Genomic DNA, 24,100 nt, shown 5'->3' with positions numbered 1-24,100 from the left:
CTCTCGGCTTTTTCCTCTCCCCCCCTCCCCCCCCCCCCCCCCCCCCCCCCCCCCCCTTTTGTCCCCCCCCCCCCCCTCCCCTCTTTTGACGCCGACGGGCGCGAAGCGCCCGTACCGGGTCCGGGCAGCGCCCGGGGAACGGTGGAAGGGCGGGTAGGGGACTGCCCCGCGCAGCGGCCCACCCACCCGCACCCGACCCACCGGCCCCGGCCACGCGAACCGGCCCCGCTCGGCTGGTCGACGGCCGGAGGCCGGCGCAGCGGCGCGAAGCCGGGGAGGCCGCCCGCGGCCGAGCCGCGCGAGCGGCGCGTCAAGAAGGGGTCGGGGCCCGCAGGAGCCAGTGGCGGGTGAGGTCCGCCATTTCGGCCGGGGTGCGGCCGCCGTGGTCGACGGCCATGAACTGGCCGCCGATCCGCAGCGAGAACATCATCAGGCAGCGGACCTCGACGTCGTCCGGGTCGGGGCAGAACGCCCCGAACAGCCCGCGCAGGTAGTCCATCCGGCGGTTGTCGACGCGGCGCAGCCGCGCCGCGACGGCCGGGTCGCGGCGGGCCCAGTCGCGGACCGCCAGGTCGACGGAGATGCCCCGTACCGGGCCGTCGGCGGACTCGCTGACGAAGGTGAACAGCCGGTCCAGCCGGGTGCGGGCGTCGCCGCCCCCGCTCTCGATCCGCTCGATCACGGCGTCCGCGACCTCGTGCTCCCAGGTGTCGAGCATCTCCTCCAGCAGCGCGTCGCGGTTGCGGAAGTACCCGTAGAAGCCGCCCTTGCTGACGCCGAGGGCCTGTGCGAGTGCCTCGACGCGCACGGCGTCCGGGCCGCCGGCGGCGAGGGCGCGCAGGCCTTCTTCGATCCACTTGCCGCGGGGCGTGCGGGCGGTGGCCATGGTGTGTCTCCCGTCACGTGCCGGTGATGATCTGTACGCCTTCGTATAGATGGGGCTAGCCTCATCTATACGGCATCGTATAGATGAGGGGCACATACATGAAACTCCCCAGCACCGCCCACACCTCCCGGCCCTGGCGCATCCACGAGATCGCCCCCGACTTCCGGCTGGAGGACGTCTGGGCACTGCCGACACCGGGCGGCCCGGACGACCTCGCGTGGCTGGTGGCCCAGTTCGCCGAGGAACGGGACGGGGAGTCCGACATCTCCTCCCCGCTGTACCGGATCCTCTTCGCCATCCGCTGGAAGCTCGGCGCGCTGCTGGGCTGGGACGAGGCCGGCGACGGCGTCGGGAAGCGGGTGGACTCGCTGCGGGGGAGGCTGCCCGCCGACCTCGCCGAGGGGCTGCGGGGACCCGACGTGGAGGGCTACCCCTTCACCTCCGTGTACCTGACGCACGACGAGTGGGTCGCGGAGATGGGCAACAAGGCCGTGCACGGCGTGATGCACATCGGCTGGGTCCCGGACGGCCGAGGCGGCTACCGGGGCCAGATGGCCGTCCTGGTCAAGCCCAACGGGCTGCTCGGTGCCGTGTACATGGCCGCGATCAAGCCCTTCCGGTACGTGGGCGTGTACCCGGCGCTGATCAGGGCGATCGGCCGCGAGTGGCGGGCGACGGCCGCCGAGCGCCGGGCCGAGGTCTGACGGCCGCCCAGGCCCAGGCTCCGGCCCCGGCCCCCCCCGGGGGGCACGGCTACGGCCAGACGAGGCAGTACGCCTGGTGGCCGTTCTCGTGGAGGCGGTGGGAGAAGTCCTGCCATTCGTGCAGCAGCTGGTAGACGTTGAAGGCGTCGCGCGGGCCGCCCCGGTCGGGGACCGTCGACCAGATGAAGGCGGCCGCGCCCACCGACTCCTCGCCCACCCCGCGCAGCGGGTCGACCACCGTCATGGGCAGCTTGACCACCGCGTAGTCGGGGTGCAGGACGACGAGCTCCAGCGGGGGCACCTTGTGCAGGGGTATGCCCTCGATGCCGGTCAGGACCATCGCGGCCATGGTCTCCGGCTTGATCTTGGTGAACATGCCGCCCATGCCGAGCTCGTCGCCGCCCAGCTCCTCCGGCCGCATCGTCTGCGGCACCCGCGCTGCCGTGGCGCCGTCGGGGGCGCCGAAGTACTTGTACGTCACTCCCATGCCGCGGCCCTTGGGCAGGCCGCCGCCGGTGTCCTCCGCGTCGTCCGCCTCGTCCTCGGTGCCGGGCGGCCGGCCCGGGCCCTGGGCGGGTGCGGGATCGGCGGCCTCGGCCGCGCGCCGCCGGTGCTTGCCGCGCCGGCGGGCTTCACGGGCTTCACGGGCGCGCTGCGGGTCCAGGCCGTCCGTACCCTCGCCCGGTCCACCACCGCGTTGCATATCTCCACCCGACACGTATTGCCTGCCCCGGCCCCGCGGCCCCCGCCACGCAGCCTGATCATCATGGCAGTGACCTCCCCCGCGGCGGCGCGGTGAAACGCCCCTCCGCAAGTCTGTCGCGGCCTCTGAGACCATGGCTGGTGTGAGCTACCCGTACCCGTATGAAGCCCCAGTTTCGCAGACGCTCTTCGAGCGCGCGTCCCTCGTGACCCCCGGCGGCGTGAACTCTCCCGTGCGCGCCTTCCGTGCCGTGGGCGGTACGCCCCGGTTCATGGTGTCCGGTACCGGTCCCTACCTGACCGATGCCGACGGGCGCGAGTACGTCGACCTGGTCTGCTCGTGGGGGCCGATGATCCTCGGCCACTCCCACCCCGAGGTGATCGAGGCGGTGCAGGCGGCGGTCGCACGCGGCACCTCCTTCGGCACGCCCGGCGAGGGCGAGGTCGCCCTCGCCGAGGAGATCACCGCCCGTATCGAGCCCGTCGAGCAGGTGCGCCTGGTGTCCTCCGGCACCGAGGCGACCATGTCGGCGATCCGGCTGGCCCGCGGCTTCACCGGCCGCGCCAAGGTCGTCAAGTTCGCAGGCTGCTACCACGGACACGTCGACGCGCTGCTGGCCGCCGCCGGTTCCGGGCTGGCCACCTTCGCCCTGCCCGACACCCCCGGTGTCACTGGCGCGCAGGCCGGCGACACGATCGTGCTCCCCTACAACGACCTCGAAGCCGTCCGGGCCGCGTTCGCCGCGCACCCCGGCGAGATCGCCTGCGTGATCACCGAGGCGGCGCCCGGCAACATGGGCGTCGTCACCCCGGCCGAGGGCTTCAACCAGGGCCTCGCCGACCTGTGCCGCGAGAACGGCGCGCTGTACATCTCCGACGAGGTGATGACCGGTTTCCGCACCTCCCGCGCCGGCTGGTACGGGGTGGACGGGGTCAAGCCCGACCTGATGACCTTCGGCAAGGTCATGGGCGGCGGCTTCCCGGCGGCGGCGTTCGGCGGCCGCGCGGACGTCATGGGTCACCTGGCCCCGGCCGGCCCGGTCTACCAGGCGGGCACCCTCTCCGGTAACCCGATCGCCACCGCGGCGGGCCTCGCGCAGCTGCGGCTGCTGGACGACGCGGCGTACGCGAAGGTCGACGCGGTCTCGAAGGAGATCCAGGGCCTGGTGACGGCGGCGCTGAGCAAGGAGGGCGTGGTGCACCGGCTGCAGACCGCGTCCAACATGTTCTCGGTGTTCTTCACCGGGGAGCAGGTCCGCAACTACGACGACGCGAAGAAGCAGGAAGGCTTCCGCTTCAACGCGTTCTTCCACTCGATGCTGTCGCAGGGCGTCTACCTGCCGCCGTCGGCGTTCGAGTCCTGGTTCGTGTCCACGGCCCACGACGAGCGGGCGGTCGAGCGGATCGCGGCCGCGCTGCCGGCCGCCGCGCGGGCCGCCGCGGAGGCGACGGCATGAGCGACATCACCGTCGTCCACGTAGTGCGGCACGGCGAGGTGCACAACCCGGAGGGCGTCCTGTACGGGCGCCGGGCCGGCTACCACCTCTCCGAGCTGGGCCGGCAGATGGCCGACCGGGTCGCCGAGCACCTCCAGGACCGGGACGTCACCTACGTGGTGGCCTCGCCGCTGGAGCGTGCGCAGGAGACGGCCACGCCGATCGCGAAGGTGCACGGCCTGGAGCTGGCCACCGACGGCCGGCTGATCGAGGCGGGCAACGTCTTCGAGGGCAAGACCTTCGGCGTCGGAGACGGCGCGCTGCGCAAGCCGGGCAACTGGAAGCACCTGACGAACCCGTTCAAGCCGTCGTGGGGCGAGCCGTACGTCGAGCAGGTCGTGCGGATGATGAGCGCGATCGAGGCGGCGCGGGACGCGGCGCGCGGGCACGAGGCGGTGGCGGTCAGCCACCAGCTGCCGATCTGGATCGTACGGAGCTTCGCGGAGCGGCGGCGGCTGTGGCACGACCCGCGGCGGCGGCAGTGCACGCTCGCTTCGCTGACGTCGTTCACGTACCAGGACGACAAGCTGGTGTCGGTGGGGTACAGCGAGCCGGCGCGGGATCTCGTTCCCGCGCACCTGCTCGCGGGGGCGAAGCCGGTGAAGGGCAAGTCCAAGGCCTTCGGGGCCTAGCCCCGGACCCTGGGCCCGCTTCGGGCTGCGCCGGGCCTGCGGGGCCGGTGCGCCCGAGCCGGGCCGGGGCCGCGGTGCGCCGCTGCGCGGGGCCGGATCCCCTACCCGCCCTTCGCCCGTTCCCTGGGGGCTCCGCCCCCAGACCCCCGCGCCTCAAACGCCGGCGGGGCTGGAGTTGCCGAACGCCGGCGGGGCTGGAGTTGCCGCTGCGCGGCAACTTCCAGCCCGCGCGGCGTTTGAGCGCACCGGGCGCGCAGCGCACGGAACGGGTCCGGGCGGAGCCCGGGGAACGGTGGAAGGGCGGGTAGGGGATCCGGCCCCGCAGGGCAGACGGTGACCGCCCGGGCAGGCTGGACGCGGCCGGACTGCGGACGCTGGGCCCCGGACAGGCCCCGTCCGGCGGCCGGCGGAACCTGCCGTCCACACCCTGACCAGCACATTGACACCCCCCTGGGGGGTGCGGAAGATCGGCAAATCGGTCATGCGAAACTTTTCACATGAGCCTTAGCCGCGCGCGTTCACCTCGAACCAGCCGCCGCTCGACCAGCGGCCGCGCCGTCCTGCTGACCGCGATCACCCTCGCGAGCGCCCTGACCCTGTCCGCGTGCGGCGATTCGGGCAGCGGCGGCAAGCCTGCCGGTGCCGCCGGCGGCAACTACGTGACCGGCCCCAGCGGCATCTCCACCGTCGCCAAGGCCGACCGCGTCGACGCCCCCAAGCTCGACGGGGACACCGTCGAGGGCAAGACGCTCGACACCACCACCCTCAAGGGCAAGGTCGTCGTCCTCAACGTCTGGGGCTCCTGGTGCCCGCCCTGCCGCGCCGAGGCCCCGTACTTCGCGAAGGTCTCCAAGGAGATGGCCGACGGCGGCAAGGACGTCGCGTTCGTCGGCATCAACACCCGCGACAACAGCAAGCAGAACGCCGCCGCCTTCGAAGAGAACTTCGGGATCACCTACCCGAGCCTCTACGACCCGGACGGCAAGCTGATGCTCCGCTTCCCCAAGGGCACGCTCAACGCGCAGTCCATCCCCTCGACGATCGTCCTCGACAAGCAGGGCAAGATCGCCGCCCGCACCCTCGTCGCGGTCAACGAGGAGCAGCTGCGCTCGATGATCGACCCGCTCCTCGCGGAGCAGTGACCTGGTGGACCCGTACCTCCTGCCGGCCGCCGAAGCGGTCACCGGCGTCAACACCACGGTCCTGAACGGCGCGCTGCTGCTGGCCCTGCCGATCGCCCTGTTCGCCGGGCTGATCTCCTTCTTCTCGCCGTGCGTGCTCCCGCTCGTCCCCGGCTACCTCTCCTACGTCACCGGCGTCAGCGGTGCCGACCTCGCCGAGGCCCGGCGCGGCCGGATGCTGGCCGGCGCGAGCCTGTTCGTCCTCGGCTTCACCGCCGTGTTCGTCTCGACGGGCGCCCTCTTCGGGCAGTTCGGCGACGTCTTCCAGGGCGAGAACAAGGAGGTCATCACCCGGGTGATGGGCGGCCTGGTGATCGTCCTCGGCCTCTTCTTCATGGGCGCCATCCCGGGTCTGACCATGCGGGAGTTCCGCTTCCACAAGAAGCCGGCGGCGGGCCTGCTCGGCGCGCCCCTGCTCGGCGTGCTCTTCGGCGTCGGCTGGACCCCTTGCATGGGCCCGACGCTCGCCGCCGTCAACACGCTCTCCATCGACCAGGCCACCGCCGGGCGCGGCGCGCTGCTGACCGCCGTCTACTGCCTCGGCCTCGGCCTGCCCTTCATCCTCGCCGCGATCGCCTTCCGCAAGGCGCTCGGTGCTTTCGACTGGGTGAAGAAGCACTATGCATGGGTGATGCGGATCGGCGGCGGCATGCTGATCCTGACCGGCCTGCTGCTCGTCACGGGGATGTGGACCGGCATCGTGAACGAGATGCAGAGCTGGACCCAAAGCTTCACGGTGGGGATCTGAGGACTACACGGACATGAGTACGACCGACAAGGCGCCCGTCGAGGTGCCCAACGAGGCGCCCAACGAGGCCGAGGCCGACGCCGACGCCGCTGCCGGGGCGCAGCTCTCCACGGCCCCCGCCGAGGAGAGCGCGGCCGCCCCCGTCGGCATCGGGGTGGTCGGCTGGGCCCGCTGGTTCTGGCGCCAGCTCACCTCCATGCGCGTGGCGCTGATCCTGCTGTTCCTGCTCTCCCTCGGCTCCATCCCGGGCTCCCTCGTCCCCCAGACGCAGGTGGACCCGATGAAGGTCGCCGAGTGGAAGAAGACCCACGAGTTCTGGGTGCCGGTCGCCGAGAAGCTCCAGCTCTTCGACGTGTACAGCTCGGTGTGGTTCTCCGCGATCTACATCCTGCTGTTCGTGTCGCTGATCGGCTGCATCGTCCCGCGCACCTGGCAGTTCGTCGGCCAGCTCACCGGCCGCCCGCCGGGCGCGCCGCGCCACCTGAAGCGGCTGCCGGCGTACGCGACGTGGCGTACGGAGACCACCCCGGACGAGGTCCTCGCCGAGGGGAAGGCGCTGCTGCGGGGGCGCGGCTTCCGTACGGAGTCCGCCGGCGCGTCCGTCGCCGCCGAGAAGGGCTACCTCCGCGAGGCCGGGAACCTGGCCTTCCACATCGCTCTGATCGTGATGCTGGTGGCCTTCGCGTGCGGCCAGCTCTTCAAGTCAGAGGGCGGCAAGCTCGTCCTGCGCGGCAAGGGCTTCGCGAACACGCTCACCCAGTACGACGACTTCAAGTCCGGCAGCCTCTTCTCCTCCGACGACCTGCCGCCGTTCTCGTTCACCCTGGACAAGTTCGACGCCAGCTACGAGAAGACCGGCCCGCAGAAGGGCACCCCGCGCGACTTCAAGGCGTACGTCACCTACAGCGAGGGCGCGCACGGGGAGCCGAAGAAGGCCGAGATCGAGGTCAACAAGCCGCTGGAGATCGACGGCTCCAAGATCTTCCTGCTGGGCCACGGCTACGCGCCGGTCATCTCGGTGACCGACCCCACCGGCAAGGTGATCTACAAGGACGCCGTGCCGATGCTGCCATTCGACGCCAACCTGAGCTCCTCGGGCGCGGTCAAGGTCCCGGACGGCTACCGCAACAAGAACGGCGACAAGGAACAGCTCGGCTTCAACGCCATGTTCGTGCCGACCTTCGCGGGCGAGGGCAAGGGCACGATGCTCTCGCAGTTCCCGGCCCTGGACTTCCCCGTCCTCGCCCTCAGCGCCTACCACGGCAGCCTGGGCGTCGACGCGGGCCTGCCGCAGAACGTGTACCAGCTGAACACCTCCAAGATGCAGGAGTTCAAGAACCCGGAGGGGCAGCTGTTCAAGCAGCGGCTGCTGCCGGGCGAGACGATGACCCTGCCGGACGGCGCGGGCACCGTGAAGTTCGAGGGCATCGAGCGCTGGGCCACCTTCTCGGTGACCCAGCAGCCCGCCAACGGGCTGGCCCTGGCCGGCGCCCTCGTCGCCATCGGCGGTCTCGCCGCGTCCCTGTTCATCCAGCGCCGCCGGATCTGGGTCCGCGCGGTCCGGGACGAGGACGGCCTGACGGTCGTGGAGCTGGCGGGCCTGGGCCGCAGCGAGTCGGCGAAGCTGCCGGAGGAGCTGTCGGTGCTCTGCGCCGCCCTGTACGAACGGGCGCCGAGCCCGGCGCAACCGGCGGAAGCCGGAACCACCGAGGAAGAAGAAGGGGAGCGCGCATGACGACGCTGCTCGCGGCGGCGACGAACGAGAGCCTCGCCGATCTCAGCAACAAGCTGGTGTACGCGTCGATGGCGGTCTACACGCTCGCCTTCCTCGCGCACATCACCGAGTGGGTCTTCGGCAGCCGCAGCAAGGTGGGCCGTACGGCCGCCGCGCTGACGGCCTCGAAGGCGGCGGCCGGCGCGGCCCCCGCCGTGCAGGTGCGCCACAAGGGGGCGCGTAGCTCCAGTGGAGCCGGTGCAACCGGGGGCACGGCCGTCCTCGACAAGCCGGAGGTCGTCACCCGCTCCGCGTCGGGCAGCCGGGACGTCCCGGACGGCCCGGGCGCGGCCGGCGGCACCGAGCAGGGCGACCTGTACGGGCGGATCGCGGTCTCGCTGACCGTCCTCGGCTTCCTCATCGAGGCGGCCGGCGTGGTCTCCCGCGCGATGTCGGTGGAGCGGGCCCCCTGGGGCAACATGTACGAGTTCTCGGTGACCTTCTCCACGGTCGCGGTCGGCGCGTACCTGCTGCTCCTGGCGCTGAAGAAGAACGTCCGCTGGCTGGGCCTGATCCTGGTCACGACGGTCCTGCTGGACCTCGGCATCGCCACCACCTGGCTCTACACCGACAGTGACCAGCTGGTCCCGGCCCTGCACTCGTACTGGCTGTGGATCCACGTCTCCACCGCCATCTTCTGCGGCGCGGTCTTCTACATCGGCGCGGCCGGCGCGGTGCTCTACCTGTTCCGCGACAGCTACGAGAGCCACCTGGAGGCGGGCCGGACCGTCGGGAAGTTCCGCAGCTCGGTGCTGGAGCGGCTGCCCTCGGCGGCCTCGCTCGACAAGTTCTCGTACCGGATCAACGCGGCGGTCTTCCCGCTGTGGACGTTCACCATTGTCGCGGGCGCCATCTGGGCGGGCGACGCGTGGGGCCGCTACTGGGGCTGGGACCCCAAGGAGGTCTGGTCCTTCGTCACCTGGGTGGCGTACGCCTGCTACCTGCACGCGCGGGCCACGGCCGGCTGGAAGGGCCGCAAGGCCGCCTACCTGGCGCTCTTCGCCTTCGCCTGCTGGATCTGGAACTACTACGGGGTGAACATCCTGCTCAGCGGCAAGCACTCGTACGCGGGCGTCTGACCCGGGGGAGTGGGACGCTGGTGGTATGTCTCCTGTGAGCCATGCCACCAGCGAGCCGCGCGGCCCCGGCCGCTGGACCATCCGCTTCGAGATGCACCTGCCGTACGCGTACGAGGCCCTGTGGCCCGCCCTGACCACGGCGGAGGGGCTGCTCGGCTGGCTGGCGGCGGCGGACGTGCTGGAACGCCGGCTCGGCGGGGCCGTCACCCTGCGCTGGCTCAACACCGGCACCACCGTGTCCGGGCAGGTCACCGCCTGGGACACCGAGCGGGTCGCCGAGTACACGGTCTCCGAGCACGGCCGGATCCGCTTCCACCTGGAGGCGGTCGGCACCGACTCGACGGTGATCCGCTTCCTGAACGAGCGCGGCGGCTCCGAGGAGGAGCGCCTGGACTGCCTGGCCGGCTGGCACGACCACTTCGAGCGGCTGGAGGCCTTCATGGCCGGGCACCCGACGGACTGGGCGGCCTGGACCGACGCCCGCTGGGCGGAGCTGCGCGCCTCCTACGCGTCCTTCTCCAGGACGTAGGCGCCGCGCGCCGGGCCGGTCCCGAGGAAGAAGCCGAAGTACAGCTCCAGCGCCCCGCGCTCGTCGCGGCGCAGCTCGAAGGTCCACGCGTACCGTTCGGGCGCCTTCGCCGGCGGGCCCGTGCCGGCGCGGGCGGCGGTGGCGGTCGGGGCGGGCAGCCGCAGCCGCAGGTGCTGGCCGAGGGTGCGGGCGGCGGGCTGCCGGCCGGTGAGCCGCCAGGAGCCGGGACCCGAGAGCCGCCAGCCGGCGGCGTAGTCGCGGTCCTGGCCGTCGAGGAGGGTGACGTCGGCGCTGCCGTCGGCCCGGAAGACCACCTCGGTGCCGTCGACGCAGCGCCAGGTGCCGACGATCTCGGAGATGTCGGCGTCGTACACGGCGGGGACGGGGCGCGCGTCGTGGCGCTGCGGGTCCCAGCCGCCCGTCATGGCGAGCAGGGCGCAGGTGAGCACCCCGTACGCGAGCAGGTTGCGCAGGACCGTGTCGAGGATCCGGATCCGGGGCCGGACGCGCGGCGGTGGCATGGCCTGATTCTGCCAGCGGGGTTGAACGCGTTCAATGATCTTTCCGGCCGGTCTTCGTCACACCGCCGGGTGCCGGTGCCGTCTCACCACACCGGCCGCAGCGGCGGCAGTTCCCCGTCCCCGTGCAGGGCGCGGATGAGGCGCGCCAGCTCCCCGCGCAGCGCGCCGAGGTCGGCCTGGCCGGCCAGCTCGGCCTCCAGCCCGTGCAGCACGCGTCCGGCGGTGGCCAGGTGCTGTTCGGCGGCCGGGGTCAGGACCACGAGCTTGCGCCGCCCGCCTCCCGGGTGCGGCTCGCGCCGGACGTAGCCGCGCTTCTCCAGGTCGTCGACGATCTGCCCGGCGGCCTGTTTGGTCACCCCGAGCCGCTCGGCCAGCTCGCTGGCGGTGGCGCCGGGGCCCTTGAGGGCCTGGAAGGCCATGCCGTGCAGGGGGCGCAGGTCGGCGTAGCCCTCGTCGGCGAGGCGCCGGGTGAACTCGCCGAGCATCAGCTGGAAGCCGATCCCGAGCAGGAAGGCCAGCTCGACGCCGGGGGTCTCTTCGTTGGAAGTCACGCGGTCCATGGTGGCAGTGACGTGCGGGCGCAGCGAGTAAAGCCCCTTGACTCACGTGAGTAAAGACCCTTTACTTGCATCTGTCGCCGCGCACTCCACGGCATTCCACGGAAACGGAAGAGGACCCGCCTTGCACGTGATCAGCGCTTCCCCCGAGAACGTCACCGCCTCCCCCAACGCCACCATGACCGGCCTCGCCGCCCCCAGCCGCGGCAGCTCCGAGCTCTCCACCTGGCACGTCGACATGCCCGCCGGAGCCACCGGCCCCGACCACGCCGTCAGCCGCGAACAGGTCTGGCAGCTCACCGCCGGCTCCCTGGAGGTCACCTGCGACGGCCGCACCGAGAAGGTGTCCGCCGGCCAGACCCTCGTCCTGCCGCCCGACGTCCTGCGCCGGATCCACGCCCCCGAGCGCTTCGAGGCGTACGTGGTCATGCGCGCCGACGGCGTCGCCTCGGTCCCCGGCACCGAGGGGACCCGCGTCCTGCCCTGGGCGCAGTGACCCCTACTACTCCTTCTACTCCTTGTCCTTGCCCTTGTCCTTCTCCCCGTCCTCGCCCCTGTTCTTCTCCTGCTCCTCGCGCAGGGACTTCAGGAACTCCGGGTTGTCGTCGGGCGCCACCCACTGCTGCCGGCGCGACCGGCCCCCGCCCGCGCCGCCGACCGCGGAGCGCTTGCGGCCCGCGAACAGCCACACCACCGGGCCGACGATCGAGAACAGCAGGATGATCAGCACCCAGACCGTCTTCGGCAGGTGCTTGACCTCCTCCTCCGGGGTGTTCAGGCAGTCGATGAAGGCGTAGATGGTCAGCGCCAGGATCAGCAGGAACGGCAGATAGCGCAGCACGGTGTGGGACCGACTCCCGGGAAGTGACGACGGGCCCGCGCGGGGCCCCGGTGACGCTTCCAGGGTATGGGGTGACGGATACTGGGCTCCATGGCTTACGACGATCTCCGCTCGCTGCTCCGGGCTCTGGAGCGGGAGGGCGACCTCAAGCGCATCAAGGCCGAAGTGGACCCGCATCTGGAGATCGGGGAGATCGTCGACAGAGTGAACAAGGCCGGCGGCCCGGCCCTGCTCTTCGAGAACGTCAAGGGCTCGGCCATGCCGCTCGCCATGAACGTCTTCGGCACCGACCGCCGCCTCCTGAAGGCCCTCGGCCTCAAGTCGTACGGCGAGATCAGCGAGAAGATCGGCGGCCTCCTCAAGCCCGAGCTGCCCCAGGGCTTCATCGGCGTCCGCGAGGCCTTCGGCAAGCTCGGCTCGATGGTCCACGTACCGCCGAAGAAGGTGAAGGGCGAGTCCGCGCCCGTCCAGGAGGTCGTCCTCACCGGCGACGACGTCGACCTCGACCAGCTCCCGGCGCTCTTCACCTGGCCCAAGGACGGAGGCTCCTTCTTCAACCTGGGCCTCACCCACACCAAGCACCCCGAGACCGGCGTCCGCAACCTCGGCCTCTACCGGCTCCAGCGCCACGACAAGCGCACCATCGGCATGCACTGGCAGATCCACAAGGACAGCCGCAACCACTACGCCGTCGCCGCCGCGCGCGGCGAGCGGCTGCCGGTCGCGATCGCCTTCGGCTGCCCGCCCGCCGTCACCTACGCCTCCACCGCACCGCTGCCCGGCGACATCGACGAGTACCTGTTCGCCGGGTTCGTCGCGGGCAAGCGGATCGAGATGGTCGACTGCAAGACCGTTCCGCTCCAGGTCCCGGCCAACGCCGAGGTCGTGATCGAGGGCTGGCTGGAGCCCGGCGAGATGCTCCCCGAAGGCCCCTTCGGCGACCACACCGGCTTCTACACCCCGCAGGAGCCCTTCCCCGCGCTGAAGATCGACTGCGTGACGATGCGGAAGCGCCCGCTGCTCCAGTCGATCGTGGTCGGCCGGCCGCCGACGGAGGACGGCCCGCTGGGCCGCGCCACGGAACGGTTCTTCCTCCCGCTCCTCAAGATCATCGTGCCGGACATCGTGGACTACCACCTGCCCGAGTCGGGCGGCTTCCACAACTGCGCGATCGTCTCGATCGACAAGAAGTACCCCAAGCACGCCCAGAAGGTCATGCACGCCATCTGGGGCGCCCACATGATGTCGCTGACCAAGCTGATCATCGTGGTCGACAAGGACTGCGACGTCCACGACCTCCACGAGGTCTCCTGGCGGGCGCTCGGCAACACCGACTACTCGCGCGACCTGACGGTGGTCGAGGGACCGGTGGACCACCTGGACCACGCCTCCTACCAGCAGTTCTGGGGCGGCAAGGCGGGCATCGACGCGACCAAGAAGCTGCCGGAGGAGGGCTACACCCGCGACGGCGGCTGGCCCGACATGGTCGAGTCCGACCCGGCGACGGCCGAACGGGTGACCCGACGCTGGAAGGAGTACGGGCTGTGAAGCAGCACGCCACGATGAGGGTGGAGAGGGCCGGGCATGGTCCCCGCGCCCGCGGGGATGAACCGGAGTACGGCCTGTGAGCCCGATCGTCATGGGCGGCCCGGCCCTCTTCATCGGCGACGACACCACGTACGTGGCCCTCGTCCGCCCGGAACTCGACCCGGCCGACCCGGAGGTCCGCGAGGCCGCCGCGGAGGCCGGCGTCAGCCCCGAGGAGTTCGTCGGCCCCGGCGGAGTCTGGGCGCTGATGTGGGACGAGGAGGACGGCGGCGGCGGCTTCGAACTGCCCGGGCTGCGGGACGCGGACGCCGACGACTTCGCCGAGCGCCTGCTCGCCGAGCTGTCCTTCGCCGAAGCCGATCCGTTCACCGTCGAGGCCGGCCCGGTGCTGAGCCTGGAGGGCCGTCCGGCCGGCGACGACTGCGCCTTCCGGGCCCGGATCACCCCGCCGGAGGGCGAGGAGGTTCCCGCGCTCACCCTGGAGATCACCCCGGAGGCCGTGGACACCCTCCGCGCCGACCTCGAAGAATTCCGCAGGAGCCTGGCATGACCACCGCCGACGGCGTCATCGGCCCCGGACCGGCTCCTCAGGCACCCGGCAAGGTGAAGGCCTTCCTGCGGCTCGTCATGATCGAGCACTCGGTCTTCGCGCTGCCCTTCGCGTACATCGCCGCGCTGACGGCCATGTACCGGCTCGACGGGCGCATGCACTGGGCCGAGCTGCTGCTCGTCACCGTCTGCATGGTGGGCCTGCGCACCTTCGCGATGGCCGCCAACCGGATCATCGACCGCGAGATCGACGCCCGCAACCCGCGCACGGCCGGGCGCGAGCTCGTCACGGGCGCGGTCTCGGTGCGGTCCGCCTGGACCGGCGCGGGGATCGCGCTGGTGGTCTTCCTCGGCTCCGCGGCCCTGCTGAACCCGCTGTGCCTGGCGCTGGCGCCGGTGGCCGTCATTCCGATGGTGGTCTACCCGTACGGCAAGCGCTTCACGAACTTCCCGCAGGCCATCCTGGGCCTCGCCCAGGCCATGGGGCCGGTCGGCGCCTGGCTGGCGATCACCGGCGAGTGGTCCTGGGAGGCGGTGGTCCTCGGGCTCGCCATCGGCGTCTGGATCGGCGGCTTCGACCTGATCTACGCCTGCCAGGACGTGGACTCCGACCGCGCGGACGGCGTCAAGTCGGTCCCGGCCCGCTTCGGCGTCCCGGCCGCCCTGTGGGGCGCCCGCGGCTGCCACGTGGTCACCACGGCCCTGCTGGCCTGGTACGCCGTCCTCACCGACGGCGGCGCCTTCCTCTGGCTGGGCCTCCTGATCGTCGCGGCGGCGTTCCTCTACGAGCACACCATCGTCACGCCGCACGACCTGTCCCGCCTGAACCGGGCGTTCTTCACCGTCAATGGCTTCATCGGGATTGCCCTGTTCGTGTGCGCGCTGGCCGATCTGGTGGTGCGGGGTCTGACGGTCTAGCTAGCGTGCGGCCTACCATCGAGTGCATGGACAGGGAGGCCGACGTGACCGTCTCGGAGAGCGACCGCCTGCACTCACAGCTCAGCCGGTTCGAGGACATGTTCCCGGGCTACCGGATGGAGATTGTCGAGGGCGCCATCGTGATGAGTCCGCTGAAGCCGCACCATGCCAGGACCATCCGGCTGCTGTGGAACACGCTGGAATCCCAGATTTCGGCGGAGTGGGGATTCATCAGCGATGTGGCGGTTCCCTTCGACGGCGACAACGAGTTCTGCCCGGATCTGGCGGTGGTCCCCGCTGTGGAGGCCGACAAGAACCTCAGCGCCTACCCGCCCGACCTCGTCGAGCTTGCCGTCGAGGTCGTCTCCCGGGGCAGCATCCGCAACGACTACGAGGTCAAGGACCGCGCCTACGCCCGGCGCGGGATCCCGCACTACCTGATCTTCGACCCCTACAAGGCGCACTGCGTCACCCACTGGAACCCGGGCCCCGACGGCTACCGCGGCCGGGACGTGATCCCGTACGGCGGAACCGTCGTCGTCGAGAGCGGCATCGGGAAGCTCTCCGTGGACACCTCGGCGCTGCCCGTCGACCCCTCGGCCGTCAGCTGAGCGGCACAGCCCGCCGGGGTGCCGGGCGCCGGAAGTACAGGGCCGTCAGCACCCCGCCGACCAGCCCGCACAGGTGGCCCTGCCAGCTGATCGTCGGGTCCAGCGGCAGCAGTCCGAGGAAGAACGTTCCTCCCCAGTACGCGGCGACGGCGATGCCCACCAGGACGCCCAGCACCTTCCGCTCGACGAACCCGCGCACCACCACGTAGCCGAACAGGCCGTAGACGACGCCCGAGGCGCCCAGGGTCATGGCGTCCGACGGGGAGATCAGCCAGGTGCCGATGCCGTCCGCCAGGACGATCAGGGCGCACACGGCGAGGAACCGCCGGATCCCGGACAGGGCCGCTATGAAGCCGAGGACCAGCAGGGGGACGCTGTTGGAGGCGACGTGGTCGAAGCCGTAGTGCAGGAAGGACCCGGTGAGGACGCCGGTGAGGGTGTCCGGGTCCCGGCCGACGATTCCGTACGCGTCCAGCGCGTGCCCGGTGGCGTAGTCGACCGCCTCGATCAGCCACAGCAGCGCCACCCAGCCCAGCATCAGCTTCGCGGCGGCCTTGGCGCGGTCGGTCTGGCTCCAGGCCGGTTCGGTCGTGGTCGCCATGCTCATGGTGGTGTTCCCCCTCGTGCCGTCCCACCCCCTGGGACGTGCGGACACCTTACCGAGTGCCTCCGCGCCGTGGCCGGATAGTCTCGGAGGTATGACTGACGGCAAGCGCACCCCGTGGGTGGTCGGGGTTTCCGGGGCGTCCGGGACGCCGTACGCGGCGGCGGTGGTACGGGGGCTGCTGGCGGCGGGCGAGAGTGTGGACCTGGTGGTCAGCCGGGCCTCGCGGCTCACCCTGCTGGACGAGACGGGCATTTCCTTCCGGGACGCGCACTGGCGCGCGGACCTGGAGGAGTGGCTGGGCCGCGGCGCGGACGGCAAGCCGGGGACCTTCGCCGGGTTCGACCTCGACGCGGTGCGGTACTGGGGTGCCGGGGACCTGGCGGCCGGCCCGAGTTCGGGCTCGTACGCGGTGAAGGGGATGCTGATCGTCCCGGCCTCCACCGCCTGCGTGGCGGGTGTGGCGCTCGGGCTGTCGAAGGACCTGCTCCAGCGCGTCGCGAGCGTGACGCTCAAGGAGCGGCGCCGGCTGGTGGTCGCGGTGCGGGAGACCCCGCTGAACGGGCAGACGCTCAAGCACCTGGTGGCGCTGGACGAGGCGGGCGCCGTGGTGCTGCCCGCCTCTCCGGCGTTCTACGCGGGTGCGACGCACATCCAGGACCTGGTGGACTTCGTCGCGGGGCGGGTGCTCGACGCGGCAGGTGTGCCGCACGGGCTGTACCGCCGTTGGGAGGGGGAGCTTGGCAGCGCCCGCCCCCGTGAGTAGCGGCGTCGGTGCTAGCGCTTCTTGGCGCTGCCCGGACGACGGGTCTTGTCGACGCGGCGGGCGGCTGCGGGCTGGTCGGTGCGGGATCGGTTGGCCAGCTCCTGGAGCTGTCGCATGTGCGCGTAGGCCGCCTCGATCGTGTACACGGTGAACCACTCCTGAAGATCGTCATTGATCTGTTGAAAGATTCACAGGGTGTTGACCCTGTGCACCTTTGATTCTATACCTAAACTTGCAGGATCGCCGAATAATGGAAGGCTCCACGTAATGGACACGGTGGACAGGCAGCTCATCCAGGCGCTTCGGGAGAACGGCCGCGCCTCGTACGCGGAGCTGGGCCGTCTCGTGGGCCTCTCCGGCCCCAGCGTCACCGACCGCATCAACCGGCTGGAGACCGCCGGCGTCATCACCGGCTACCGCGCGACGGTCGCCGCCGCCGAGCTCGGCCTCGGCGTCACCGCGCTGATCGGCATCTCCCTCTCCGACGCCGCCGACCACGAGGACGTGGCGCGCCGGCTGCGCGATTTCCAGGAGATCGAGGACTGCTGGTTCATCGCCGGCGACGACTCGTACATGCTCAAGGTGCGCGCCGGCGACGTCGACGGCCTGGAGCGGATCATCCGCAAGCTCTCCGGCACCAAGGGCGTCTCGCGCACCCGCACCACGATCGTGCTCTCCACGAAGTGGGAGAACCGGGTCGGCGAGCTGCCCGAGGACGCCTGAGAGTACGGTGGGTGGCGGTTGCAGACAGGTGCTGGACAGGGACAGGTAGAGGAGACACCGGCATGGACGCGGGGCTCAAGCGTGAGCTGGAGGAGAAGGTCCGCTCCGGCGAGCGGCTGACGCGCGAGGACGGCATCGCCCTCTACGAGTCGGACGACCTGGCCTGGCTGGGCGGCCTCGCCCACGAGGTGCGCACGCGCAAGAACGGCGACGTCGTCCACTTCAACGTCAACCGCCACCTCAACATGACGAACGTGTGCACGGCCTCGTGCGCCTACTGCTCGTTCCAGCGCAAGCCGGGCGAGAAGGACGCGTACACGATGCGCATCGAGGAAGCCGTCCGCCTGGCCAAGGCCATGGAGAACGAGAACCTCACCGAGCTGCACATCGTCAACGGCCTGCACCCCACCCTCCCGTGGCGGTACTACCCGCGCTCGCTCTCCGCCCTCAAGGAGGCGCTGCCGAACGTCTCGCTGAAGGCGTTCACGGCCACCGAGATCCACCACTTCGAGACGATCTCCGGCCTGACGGCCTCCGAGATCCTCGACGAGCTGATCGAGGCCGGCCTCGAATCGCTCACCGGCGGCGGCGCGGAGATCTTCGACTGGGAGGTCCGCCAGCACATCGTCGACCACGACACCCACTGGGAGGACTGGTCGCGGATCCACCGCCTGGCGCACGAGAAGGGCCTCAAGACCCCGTCGACGATGCTCTACGGGCACATCGAGGAGCCGCGCCACCGCGTGGACCACGTACTGCGGCTGCGCGAGCTCCAGGACGAGACCGGGGGCTTCCAGGTCTTCATCCCGCTGCGCTACCAGCACGACTTCGTGGACATGAAGGACGGCAAGGTCCGCAACAAGCTCCAGGCGCGCACGACGATGGCCACGGGCGCCGAGGCGCTGAAGACCTTCGCGGTCTCCCGGCTGCTCTTCGACAACGTGCCGCACGTCAAGGTCTTCTGGGTGATGCACGGCGTGCAGACCGCCCAGCTCGCGCTCCAGCACGGCGCGGACGACATGGACGGCTCGGTCGTCGAGTACAAGATCACGCACGACGCGGACAACTACGGCACCCCGAACAAGCTGGGCCGCGACGACCTCCTGGAGCTCATCCGCGAGGCCGGCTTCCGCCCGGTCGAGCGCAACACGCGCTACGAGGTCATCCGCGAGTACCCGGGCCCCGACGCCTCCCTGCGCGAGACCCCGCAGGCGATGCGCGTCTGACGCGTCATCCCTCCGCGTAGGGGAGCCCCGGACCGTCCCCGACGGTCCGGGGCTCCCGCGCGTCCGGCGGGCCCGGCCCGGAAACCCGTTGCCCACCGCATCGGTAATAGATACTCTCCATCTATGACCCTTACCTTCACCTTCGATCCGGTCGTCGACCCCGCCCTGCGCGACGGCATCGCACAGCTGTGGACCGAGGTCACCAACGCCGGCGGCGCGGTCGGCTTCGTCCCGCCCGTCACCGTCGACGACATCCGCCCCGCGCTGGTCAAGCACCTCGTCGCCATGACCGAGGGCCGCCACCGGCTGCTGGTCGGGCACGACGCGCAGGGCGCGGTGCAGGCCGTCGCCTTCCTCGCCTTCGAGGCGCACCCGTTGCGGAAGCACTGGGTCTGGGCGTACACGGTCATGGTCGGCCCCGCCCTCCAGGGCCGCGGCGCCGGACGGGAGCTGATGGCCGCCCTCGCCGACGCGGCGCGCTCGCTGGAGGGCATCGAGGCCATCCGCCTGGAGTGCCGCGGCGGGGTCGGACTGGAGCACTTCTACGCGGCGTGCGGCTACAAGGAAGTCGGCCGGGTCCCCGGCGCCATCCGCGTGGCCCCCGGCGACGACCGCGACGACATCACGATGCTGCTGCCCCTGCACTGACCCCACCGGGCCGCAGCGGGGGCCCGGCGTGCTTCACTGGACGGGCACGTGCCGACGTAAGAAGAGAGGGAGGGGTCACCGTGGCCCTCAAGCCGAGCGCGACGATCCGCTACACCGCGATGCGCCTGGGCATCTTCGTCGGATGCCTGGTGCTCGTCGCCGTCCTGGTCAACCTGGGCTGGGTGCCCGCCGGGCTGGGCGACGCCAACTTCGCCTGGGTCGTGCTCCTCGCGCTGGTGCTCTCCGCCCCGCTGTCCTTCGTCCTGCTGCGCAAGCAGCGCGACGAGATGTCCGAGCAGATCACCGGACGCGTCGCGGGTGCGAAGGAGCGGCTCGCCGCGAACCGCAGCCAGGAGGACGCGGCCGACGACGCCGCCCGCGCCTGAGTCCTTCCTCACAGCGGCCCCGAGGCCGCCGCGCACACCGATACGCCCCAGCGCCGGGAACACCCCCCGCCACGCTGGGGCTTCGTCGTTTCCGGGGTCGTGGCCGGTCTGCGGATCCGGTCCCGCGCGATCCGTGCTCAAAGCATCTCTTTGAGATTCCCAAAGCCTAAGTGTTAGCGTGTTCAACATGTTGACCGCAGCCGCGCACCCGATGAGCCCGAGCGTCCCGCTCGTCCCGCTCGTGGCGCGCCTGCACGTCGACCTCTGCCGCCGCGTGTCCGCGGCCTGTTGCTGTCGCCGCTGAAGCTGAAGCCCAGCCGCCCCAGCAGCGGTCCCCGGCCGGCCCGGCCCCTTTCCGGCTGCCGCCGTACCGCACCCCTTGCAGAAACCTTCCGCCGTACGTCCGTGCGTCCCCCGGAGATTGCCGTGTCCGCGTCCCCCCAGGCCCAGGCTCCCGCCAAGGCCTCGTTCAAGTTCCCGTTCTGGGCCCAGATCGTCACCGGTCTCGTGCTCGGCGTCCTCTTCGGCTGGATAGCCCGCAGCCAGGACGTCAGCTGGCTGAAGACCACCCTGGAGCAGGTCGGCGACATCTTCATCCAGCTCCTCAAGCTGGCCGTCGCCCCGCTCGTCTTCTTCGCCATCCTGGTGTCCATCACCAACCTCCGGAAGGTGAACAACGCCGCCCGGCTCGCCTCCCGCACCCTGCTCTGGTTCATGATCACCTCGCTGATCGCGGTGGGCATCGGCCTCGCGATCGGCCTGCTGACCGACCCGGGCGCCGGCACCGGCCTCACCCCGGCCGACGGCAAGGAGCCCAAGCGGCACGGCTCCTGGATCGACTTCCTGACCGGCATCGTGCCGAAGGACATCGTCACCCCGTTCACCGAGCTGAACGTCCTCCAGATCGTCTTCCTCGCCGCCGTCGCCGGCATCGCCGCCCTCCAGCTCGGCGCCAAGGCCCAGCCCGTCCTGAACCTCGCCGAGTCCGTCCTGGAGCTCCTCCAGAAGGCCCTGTGGTGGGTCATCCGCCTCGCGCCCATCGGCACCGTCGGCCTCATCGGCACCGCCATCGCCAGCTACGGCTGGGACCTCATCGGCAAGTACGCCACCTTCACCGCCGACATCTACATCGGCTCGGCGCTCGTCATGTTCGGCGTCTACCCGCTGCTGCTGTGGACCGTCGCCAAGGTCAACCCGGTCCAGTTCTTCAAGGGCGCCTGGCCCGCGATCCAGCTGGCCTTCGTCTCCCGCTCCTCGGTCGGCACCATGCCGGTCACCCAGAAGGTCACCGAGCGCCTCGGCGTCCCGAAGGAGTACGCCTCCTTCGCCGTCCCGTTCGGCGCCACCACCAAGATGGACGGCTGCGCCGCGATCTACCCGGCGCTCGCCGCGATCTTCATCGCGAACATCTTCGACGTGCAGCTCGGCATCAAGGAGTACCTGCTCATCGCGTTCGTCTCGGTGGTCGGCTCCGCCGCCACGGCCGGCCTGACCGGCGCGACCGTGATGCTCACCCTGACCCTCTCCACCCTGGGCCTGCCGCTCGCCGGCGTCGGCCTGCTGATGGCGATCGACCCGATCCTGGACATGATGAGGACGGCAACGAACGTTGCAGGTCAGGCGGTCGTACCGGTGATCGTCTCCGCCCGTGAGGGGATCCTCGACAAGGAGGCCTACGCCGCCGCCTCGTCCTCCCCGCTGGACGAGAAGGCCACCGACACCACCACCGACACCACCGCCGCGCCGGTCCCCGTCGCCGCCTGATCACGGCCGCACGGCATACGCCGAAGCCCCCGCCCGGGATCCCGGGCGGGGGCTTCGGCGTTCTCGCGTCGTGCGTCGTGCGCCGTGCGTCAGTCCAGGCAGAACTCGTTGCCCTCGGGGTCGCCCATCGCGATGATGCCCTCGTCGATGCCGTCGGGGTCGAGGCGGTACAGGCGCTTGGCGCCCAGCGCCTCCAGCCTCGCGGCCTCCACCTCCAGGGCGTCCATCCGCTCCATGCCCTTCAGGCCCGGCGCCGAGCGGACGTCCAGGTGCAGGCGGTTCTTCACCACCTTGCCCTCGGGGACCCGCTGGAAGAAGATCCGCGGGCCCTTGCCCTCCGGGTCCGAGATCGCCGACCGGCTGTTGTGCTGCTCGGGCGGCACGCCCCGCGCCGTCAGGGCGGACGGCCAGTCGGCGAAGCCCTCCGGCGGCGGCTGCACGCGGTAGCCCAGGGCCTCGGCCCAGAAGGCCGCCAGCGCGGCGGGATCGGCGCAGTCGTACGTCACCTGGATTTCCTTGGCCATGTCCAACGTATAGCGCAGGTGGGGGCTTGCCACAAGATCAATACGGTGGTGCAGACTCTCCAACCTGAGCCGTTGCACGGGGGATTGGGAGTACGGAATGCGTGTAGTGCTGTCCGCATACGATTCACGCGGGGGCGTCGAGCCGCTCGTCGGGCTCGCGGTGCGGCTGCGGGAGCTGGGGGCCGAGGTGCTGGTGTGCGCGCCGCCGGACGAGGAGTTCGCGGGGCGGCTCGCCGGGGTCGGCGTGGAGATGGTTCCGACCGGGGCGTCGGTGCGCGACCTGGTGACCGGGAAGGTGCCGCCGTCGCCGGGCGGGATCCAGAAGCGGGCGGCCGACCTGGTCGCCGCGTTCTACGAGAGCGTGACGCGGGTGGCGGCCGACGGGTGCGACGTGCTGCTCGCGACCGGTCTGGTGCCGGCCGTGGCCGGGGTGAAGGCGGCCGCGGAGAAGCTGGGCGTCCCGTACGTGTACGCCAGCTACCAGCCCGTCAGCCTGCCCTCCCCGCACCACCCGCCGATCCCGCGCCCGGGCAGGCCGCTGCCGCCGGAGATCACCGACAACGAGGTGCTGTGGGAGCGGGACGCCCGCGACGCGCAGGACGTCTTCGGCGACGCGGTCAACGCCTTCCGGGAGTCGGTCGGCCTGCCGCCGGTCGATGACGTGCGCGACCACGTCTTCACCGACCGGCCGTGGCTGGCCACCGACCCCGCCCTCGCGCCGTGGGTGCGGCCGGCCGCGCTGGAGGTCGTGCAGACCGGTGCGTGGGTGCTGCCGGACGAGCGGCCGCTCCCCGCGGACCTGGTGGAGTTCCTCGACGCCGGCGAGCCGCCGGTGTACGTCGGCTTCGGCAGCATCCCCATGGCCGACCCGGCCGGGCTCGCCCGGACGGTGGTGGAGGCCGTCCGCGCGCAGGGCCGCCGCGTGCTGCTCTCCCGGGGCTGGGCCGACCTCGCCCTGACCGACGCGGCCGACGACTGCTTCGTCGTCGGCGAGGCCAACCACCAGGTGCTGTTCCCCCGCGTCGCGGCCGTCGTCCACCACGGCGGCGCGGGCACCACGACCACCGCGACCCGCTCCGGCGCGCCCCAGGTGATCGTCCCGCAGGGCGCGGACCAGCCGTACTTCGCCTCCCGCGTGGCCGGCCTCGGCATCGGCGCGGCCCACGCCGGCCCGACCCCGACCGTGGAGTCCCTGTCGGCCGCGCTGGCGACCGCCCTGACCCCGGAGACCGCTGCCCGGGCGGCCGCGGTGGCCGCCGGGTTCGACGCGGACGGGGCGGCGGTGGCGGCGAAGCTGCTGGTCGAGCTGGTCGGGCGGCCCGCCTGACGCCCACAGCAGCTTCCGCCCCCGCTCGGGTCGGGGCGGAAGCTGCGGCAGGGGCCGGCTTCCGACCAGTGGGGTGAATGGTGCCGCCGGCACCAGGGCGAACGGGTGAAGCGGCCGCCGCACCTGAAGAGGACGCTGCGCGAGGTGTGCTGGCGTACTGCCAGGACGCAACCCGCAACCACCCGACAGGAGACCGACCATGACCATGCACGTGCTGCAGCGACGGTTGACCGCTCTCGGAGCCGTCCTCGGGCTGGGCATCGGCCTCCCGTTCGCCACGGGGGCCACCCCGGCGTACGCCACAGCCCAGATGACCGTGACGAAGTCCCACACGGGGGACTTCGTCCGCGGTGGGCAGGGGACTTACCACTTCACGTTCACCAACACCGGCAACACGGCGACCAGCAACCCCGTGCGCCTCGCGGACAGCTATCCGCAAGGACTTTCGTTCGCCGCACTCAGCAACCTCACGGTGGACAGCGGCGTCAACGGTGTCTGCGACCTGGAGGGAGAGACGGGGTTCTTCTGCGATGCCACGTTTGAACCCGGCGCCGGCCTTTCGTTCGACATCACCGTGGATGTCGCTCCGGACGCTCCCTGTGGCGTCGTCAACAACACCGTCTCCGCCAGTGGGCCCAACGACGAGATCCTGACCTCGGTGAGTGACCCGACCCGCATCACCGGCGACACCTGCCCCAGCGGCGACGGAGGCGGCGAGACCTTGATCCTCCCGGTCAACCTCAGCGGGGTCGTCACACTGTTCAACAACATCAGCACGAACAACAACGTCCTGAGCCCCGGGGGGTCGAACACCACGCGCCAGAACCTCGGCATCAACGCGCCCTGACAGGGCGGT

General features: G+C 71.2%; 29 protein-coding genes. 21 read left to right on the top strand and 8 right to left on the bottom strand.

Annotated elements, in window-relative coordinates; all coding sequences use genetic code 11:
* Window positions 1-310: 310 nt before the first annotated feature.
* On the bottom strand, window positions 311-886 hold the full coding sequence (locus AC07A6_RS30595) for a TetR/AcrR family transcriptional regulator (RefSeq protein WP_362467941.1): 576 nt from the start codon (window positions 884-886) through the stop codon (window positions 311-313).
* 98 nt (window positions 887-984) lie between these two features.
* On the opposite strand from AC07A6_RS30595, the gene AC07A6_RS30590 reads away from it, so the two are divergent.
* A complete protein-coding gene (locus tag AC07A6_RS30590; RefSeq protein WP_478779311.1) occupies window positions 985-1,590 on the top strand; it encodes a DUF2867 domain-containing protein in 606 nt (201 codons plus the stop codon).
* A 49-nt stretch (window positions 1,591-1,639) separates the two neighbouring features.
* Here the strand turns inward: AC07A6_RS30590 and AC07A6_RS30585 are convergent, their stop codons facing one another.
* Window positions 1,640-2,077 carry a hypothetical protein gene (locus AC07A6_RS30585; RefSeq protein WP_007264729.1) on the bottom strand — a complete coding sequence of 146 codons (438 nt, stop codon included), beginning with the start codon at window positions 2,075-2,077 and terminating at the stop codon, window positions 1,640-1,642.
* A 349-nt stretch (window positions 2,078-2,426) separates the two neighbouring features.
* Here AC07A6_RS30585 and hemL point away from each other — a divergent pair, with 349 nt between their 5' ends.
* The 7 genes from hemL (at window position 2,427) to AC07A6_RS30550 (ending at window position 9,731) form a co-directional block, all read left to right on the top strand.
* Entirely contained in the window at window positions 2,427-3,749 is a 1,323-nt protein-coding gene (hemL, locus tag AC07A6_RS30580; protein ID WP_362467945.1) for a glutamate-1-semialdehyde 2,1-aminomutase, read from the top strand.
* Window positions 3,746-4,420: a histidine phosphatase family protein gene (locus AC07A6_RS30575; protein WP_478779310.1), complete on the top strand. Its 675-nt coding sequence runs from the start codon at window positions 3,746-3,748 to the stop codon at window positions 4,418-4,420. Before hemL ends, AC07A6_RS30575 begins: the two co-directional genes overlap by 4 nt.
* 497 nt (window positions 4,421-4,917) lie before the next feature.
* A complete protein-coding gene (locus AC07A6_RS30570; RefSeq protein WP_478779309.1) occupies window positions 4,918-5,562 on the top strand; it encodes a TlpA family protein disulfide reductase in 645 nt (214 codons plus the stop codon).
* A gap of 4 nt (window positions 5,563-5,566) precedes the next feature.
* Complete coding sequence (locus AC07A6_RS30565; RefSeq protein WP_478779308.1) at window positions 5,567-6,349, top strand: cytochrome c biogenesis CcdA family protein; 783 nt, start codon at window positions 5,567-5,569, stop codon at window positions 6,347-6,349.
* A gap of 13 nt (window positions 6,350-6,362) precedes the next feature.
* Window positions 6,363-8,084, top strand: coding sequence for a cytochrome c biogenesis protein ResB (gene resB, locus AC07A6_RS30560; protein ID WP_478779307.1), 1,722 nt, complete (start codon window positions 6,363-6,365; stop codon window positions 8,082-8,084).
* Window positions 8,081-9,202, top strand: a complete 1,122-nt coding sequence (gene ccsB / locus AC07A6_RS30555; RefSeq protein ID WP_362466278.1) for a c-type cytochrome biogenesis protein CcsB — start codon at window positions 8,081-8,083, stop codon at window positions 9,200-9,202. The genes resB and ccsB overlap by 4 nt, the downstream gene beginning before the upstream one ends.
* Window positions 9,203-9,227: 25 nt before the next feature.
* Entirely contained in the window at window positions 9,228-9,731 is a 504-nt protein-coding gene (locus AC07A6_RS30550) for an SRPBCC domain-containing protein (RefSeq protein ID WP_362466275.1), read from the top strand.
* On the opposite strand, the gene AC07A6_RS30545 is transcribed toward AC07A6_RS30550, so the two are convergent.
* Both AC07A6_RS30545 and AC07A6_RS30540 read right to left on the bottom strand, forming a co-directional pair.
* A complete protein-coding gene (locus AC07A6_RS30545; RefSeq protein WP_478779306.1) occupies window positions 9,707-10,252 on the bottom strand; it encodes a hypothetical protein in 546 nt (181 codons plus the stop codon). The two genes, AC07A6_RS30550 and AC07A6_RS30545, sit on opposite strands and share 25 nt — an antisense overlap.
* Before the next feature lie 83 nt (window positions 10,253-10,335).
* On the bottom strand, window positions 10,336-10,812 hold the full coding sequence (locus AC07A6_RS30540) for a MarR family winged helix-turn-helix transcriptional regulator (protein ID WP_478779305.1): 477 nt from the start codon (window positions 10,810-10,812) through the stop codon (window positions 10,336-10,338).
* Between the two features lie 127 nt (window positions 10,813-10,939).
* Here AC07A6_RS30540 and AC07A6_RS30535 point away from each other — a divergent pair, with 127 nt between their 5' ends.
* Window positions 10,940-11,305: a cupin domain-containing protein gene (locus AC07A6_RS30535; protein WP_478779304.1), complete on the top strand. Its 366-nt coding sequence runs from the start codon at window positions 10,940-10,942 to the stop codon at window positions 11,303-11,305.
* A 15-nt stretch (window positions 11,306-11,320) separates the two neighbouring features.
* Here AC07A6_RS30535 and AC07A6_RS30530 read toward each other — a convergent pair whose 3' ends face one another.
* On the bottom strand, window positions 11,321-11,650 hold the full coding sequence (locus tag AC07A6_RS30530; RefSeq protein WP_478779303.1) for a PLD nuclease N-terminal domain-containing protein: 330 nt from the start codon (window positions 11,648-11,650) through the stop codon (window positions 11,321-11,323).
* Window positions 11,651-11,740: 90 nt separating this feature from the next.
* Here AC07A6_RS30530 and AC07A6_RS30525 point away from each other — a divergent pair, with 90 nt between their 5' ends.
* The 4 genes from AC07A6_RS30525 (at window position 11,741) to AC07A6_RS30510 (ending at window position 15,276) form a co-directional block, all read left to right on the top strand.
* Entirely contained in the window at window positions 11,741-13,198 is a 1,458-nt protein-coding gene (locus AC07A6_RS30525; RefSeq protein WP_478779302.1) for a menaquinone biosynthesis decarboxylase, read from the top strand.
* A 76-nt stretch (window positions 13,199-13,274) separates the two neighbouring features.
* Window positions 13,275-13,748, top strand: a complete 474-nt coding sequence (locus AC07A6_RS30520; protein ID WP_478779301.1) for a hypothetical protein — start codon at window positions 13,275-13,277, stop codon at window positions 13,746-13,748.
* A complete protein-coding gene (gene mqnP / locus AC07A6_RS30515) occupies window positions 13,745-14,665 on the top strand; it encodes a menaquinone biosynthesis prenyltransferase MqnP (RefSeq protein ID WP_478779300.1) in 921 nt (306 codons plus the stop codon). Before AC07A6_RS30520 ends, mqnP begins: the two co-directional genes overlap by 4 nt.
* A gap of 26 nt (window positions 14,666-14,691) precedes the next feature.
* Window positions 14,692-15,276: a Uma2 family endonuclease gene (locus tag AC07A6_RS30510; protein ID WP_478779299.1), complete on the top strand. Its 585-nt coding sequence runs from the start codon at window positions 14,692-14,694 to the stop codon at window positions 15,274-15,276.
* Here the strand turns inward: AC07A6_RS30510 and AC07A6_RS30505 are convergent.
* On the bottom strand, window positions 15,269-15,883 hold the full coding sequence (locus AC07A6_RS30505) for a rhomboid family intramembrane serine protease (RefSeq protein WP_478779298.1): 615 nt from the start codon (window positions 15,881-15,883) through the stop codon (window positions 15,269-15,271). The two genes, AC07A6_RS30510 and AC07A6_RS30505, sit on opposite strands and share 8 nt — an antisense overlap.
* Before the next feature lie 91 nt (window positions 15,884-15,974).
* Between AC07A6_RS30505 and AC07A6_RS30500 the strand changes: the two genes are divergently transcribed.
* On the top strand, window positions 15,975-16,646 hold the full coding sequence (locus AC07A6_RS30500; RefSeq protein ID WP_478779297.1) for a UbiX family flavin prenyltransferase: 672 nt from the start codon (window positions 15,975-15,977) through the stop codon (window positions 16,644-16,646).
* A gap of 11 nt (window positions 16,647-16,657) precedes the next feature.
* Here the strand turns inward: AC07A6_RS30500 and AC07A6_RS30495 are convergent, their stop codons facing one another.
* On the bottom strand, window positions 16,658-16,792 hold the full coding sequence (locus AC07A6_RS30495; RefSeq protein WP_260613643.1) for a hypothetical protein: 135 nt from the start codon (window positions 16,790-16,792) through the stop codon (window positions 16,658-16,660).
* A 121-nt stretch (window positions 16,793-16,913) separates the two neighbouring features.
* Here AC07A6_RS30495 and AC07A6_RS30490 point away from each other — a divergent pair, with 121 nt between their 5' ends.
* From AC07A6_RS30490 to AC07A6_RS30470, 5 genes are all read left to right on the top strand, one after another.
* Window positions 16,914-17,369 (top strand): Lrp/AsnC family transcriptional regulator, encoded by a 456-nt coding sequence (locus AC07A6_RS30490; protein WP_007264709.1) that lies wholly within the window; start codon window positions 16,914-16,916, stop codon window positions 17,367-17,369.
* Between the two features lie 62 nt (window positions 17,370-17,431).
* The gene (gene mqnE / locus AC07A6_RS30485) at window positions 17,432-18,595 is read left to right on the top strand and encodes an aminofutalosine synthase MqnE (protein WP_362466241.1); all 1,164 of its coding nucleotides are present in this window, start codon (window positions 17,432-17,434) and stop codon (window positions 18,593-18,595) included.
* A gap of 123 nt (window positions 18,596-18,718) precedes the next feature.
* Window positions 18,719-19,243, top strand: a complete 525-nt coding sequence (locus AC07A6_RS30480; RefSeq protein WP_362466238.1) for a GNAT family N-acetyltransferase — start codon at window positions 18,719-18,721, stop codon at window positions 19,241-19,243.
* Window positions 19,244-19,362: 119 nt separating this feature from the next.
* The gene (locus tag AC07A6_RS30475; RefSeq protein WP_385764574.1) at window positions 19,363-19,629 is read left to right on the top strand and encodes a DUF4229 domain-containing protein; all 267 of its coding nucleotides are present in this window, start codon (window positions 19,363-19,365) and stop codon (window positions 19,627-19,629) included.
* Between the two features lie 426 nt (window positions 19,630-20,055).
* Window positions 20,056-21,393 (top strand): dicarboxylate/amino acid:cation symporter, encoded by a 1,338-nt coding sequence (locus AC07A6_RS30470; RefSeq protein WP_478779296.1) that lies wholly within the window; start codon window positions 20,056-20,058, stop codon window positions 21,391-21,393.
* 89 nt (window positions 21,394-21,482) lie between these two features.
* Here AC07A6_RS30470 and AC07A6_RS30465 read toward each other — a convergent pair whose 3' ends face one another.
* Complete coding sequence (locus AC07A6_RS30465; protein WP_478779295.1) at window positions 21,483-21,917, bottom strand: VOC family protein; 435 nt, start codon at window positions 21,915-21,917, stop codon at window positions 21,483-21,485.
* A gap of 97 nt (window positions 21,918-22,014) precedes the next feature.
* Between AC07A6_RS30465 and AC07A6_RS30460 the strand changes: the two genes are divergently transcribed.
* Both AC07A6_RS30460 and AC07A6_RS30455 read left to right on the top strand, forming a co-directional pair.
* Window positions 22,015-23,244 carry a glycosyltransferase gene (locus AC07A6_RS30460; RefSeq protein WP_478779294.1) on the top strand — a complete coding sequence of 410 codons (1,230 nt, stop codon included), beginning with the start codon at window positions 22,015-22,017 and terminating at the stop codon, window positions 23,242-23,244.
* Window positions 23,245-23,443: 199 nt separating this feature from the next.
* Window positions 23,444-24,091, top strand: a complete 648-nt coding sequence (locus tag AC07A6_RS30455; RefSeq protein WP_478779293.1) for a hypothetical protein — start codon at window positions 23,444-23,446, stop codon at window positions 24,089-24,091.
* The last annotated feature ends 9 nt before the right edge of the window (window positions 24,092-24,100 follow it).

It is taken from the genome of Streptomyces sp. NPDC044002 (genome assembly GCF_056434525.1).
Note: the sequence above shows the minus strand (reverse complement) of the source record. Positions and strands in the feature narration are given on the sequence as shown.

Bases quoted from the DNA above. Each gene is read 5' to 3' on its own strand.
- AC07A6_RS30595 (WP_362467941.1), bottom strand. From the start codon at position 886: ATGGCCACCGCCCGCACGCCCCGCGGCAAGTGGATCGAAGAAGGCCTG.
- AC07A6_RS30590 (WP_478779311.1), top strand. From the start codon at position 985: ATGAAACTCCCCAGCACCGCCCACACCTCCCGGCCCTGGCGCATCCAC.
- AC07A6_RS30585 (WP_007264729.1), bottom strand. From the start codon at position 2,077: ATGGGAGTGACGTACAAGTACTTCGGCGCCCCCGACGGCGCCACGGCA.
- hemL (WP_362467945.1), top strand. From the start codon at position 2,427: ATGGCTGGTGTGAGCTACCCGTACCCGTATGAAGCCCCAGTTTCGCAG.
- AC07A6_RS30575 (WP_478779310.1), top strand. From the start codon at position 3,746: ATGAGCGACATCACCGTCGTCCACGTAGTGCGGCACGGCGAGGTGCAC.
- AC07A6_RS30570 (WP_478779309.1), top strand. From the start codon at position 4,918: ATGAGCCTTAGCCGCGCGCGTTCACCTCGAACCAGCCGCCGCTCGACC.
- resB (WP_478779307.1), top strand. From the start codon at position 6,363: ATGAGTACGACCGACAAGGCGCCCGTCGAGGTGCCCAACGAGGCGCCC.
- ccsB (WP_362466278.1), top strand. From the start codon at position 8,081: ATGACGACGCTGCTCGCGGCGGCGACGAACGAGAGCCTCGCCGATCTC.
- AC07A6_RS30550 (WP_362466275.1), top strand. From the start codon at position 9,228: ATGTCTCCTGTGAGCCATGCCACCAGCGAGCCGCGCGGCCCCGGCCGC.
- AC07A6_RS30545 (WP_478779306.1), bottom strand. From the start codon at position 10,252: ATGCCACCGCCGCGCGTCCGGCCCCGGATCCGGATCCTCGACACGGTC.
- AC07A6_RS30540 (WP_478779305.1), bottom strand. From the start codon at position 10,812: ATGGACCGCGTGACTTCCAACGAAGAGACCCCCGGCGTCGAGCTGGCC.
- AC07A6_RS30525 (WP_478779302.1), top strand. From the start codon at position 11,741: ATGGCTTACGACGATCTCCGCTCGCTGCTCCGGGCTCTGGAGCGGGAG.
- mqnP (WP_478779300.1), top strand. From the start codon at position 13,745: ATGACCACCGCCGACGGCGTCATCGGCCCCGGACCGGCTCCTCAGGCA.
- AC07A6_RS30510 (WP_478779299.1), top strand. From the start codon at position 14,692: ATGGACAGGGAGGCCGACGTGACCGTCTCGGAGAGCGACCGCCTGCAC.
- AC07A6_RS30505 (WP_478779298.1), bottom strand. From the start codon at position 15,883: ATGAGCATGGCGACCACGACCGAACCGGCCTGGAGCCAGACCGACCGC.
- AC07A6_RS30500 (WP_478779297.1), top strand. From the start codon at position 15,975: ATGACTGACGGCAAGCGCACCCCGTGGGTGGTCGGGGTTTCCGGGGCG.
- AC07A6_RS30490 (WP_007264709.1), top strand. From the start codon at position 16,914: ATGGACACGGTGGACAGGCAGCTCATCCAGGCGCTTCGGGAGAACGGC.
- mqnE (WP_362466241.1), top strand. From the start codon at position 17,432: ATGGACGCGGGGCTCAAGCGTGAGCTGGAGGAGAAGGTCCGCTCCGGC.
- AC07A6_RS30480 (WP_362466238.1), top strand. From the start codon at position 18,719: ATGACCCTTACCTTCACCTTCGATCCGGTCGTCGACCCCGCCCTGCGC.
- AC07A6_RS30475 (WP_385764574.1), top strand. From the start codon at position 19,363: ATGCGCCTGGGCATCTTCGTCGGATGCCTGGTGCTCGTCGCCGTCCTG.
- AC07A6_RS30465 (WP_478779295.1), bottom strand. From the start codon at position 21,917: ATGGCCAAGGAAATCCAGGTGACGTACGACTGCGCCGATCCCGCCGCG.
- AC07A6_RS30460 (WP_478779294.1), top strand. From the start codon at position 22,015: ATGCGTGTAGTGCTGTCCGCATACGATTCACGCGGGGGCGTCGAGCCG.
- AC07A6_RS30455 (WP_478779293.1), top strand. From the start codon at position 23,444: ATGACCATGCACGTGCTGCAGCGACGGTTGACCGCTCTCGGAGCCGTC.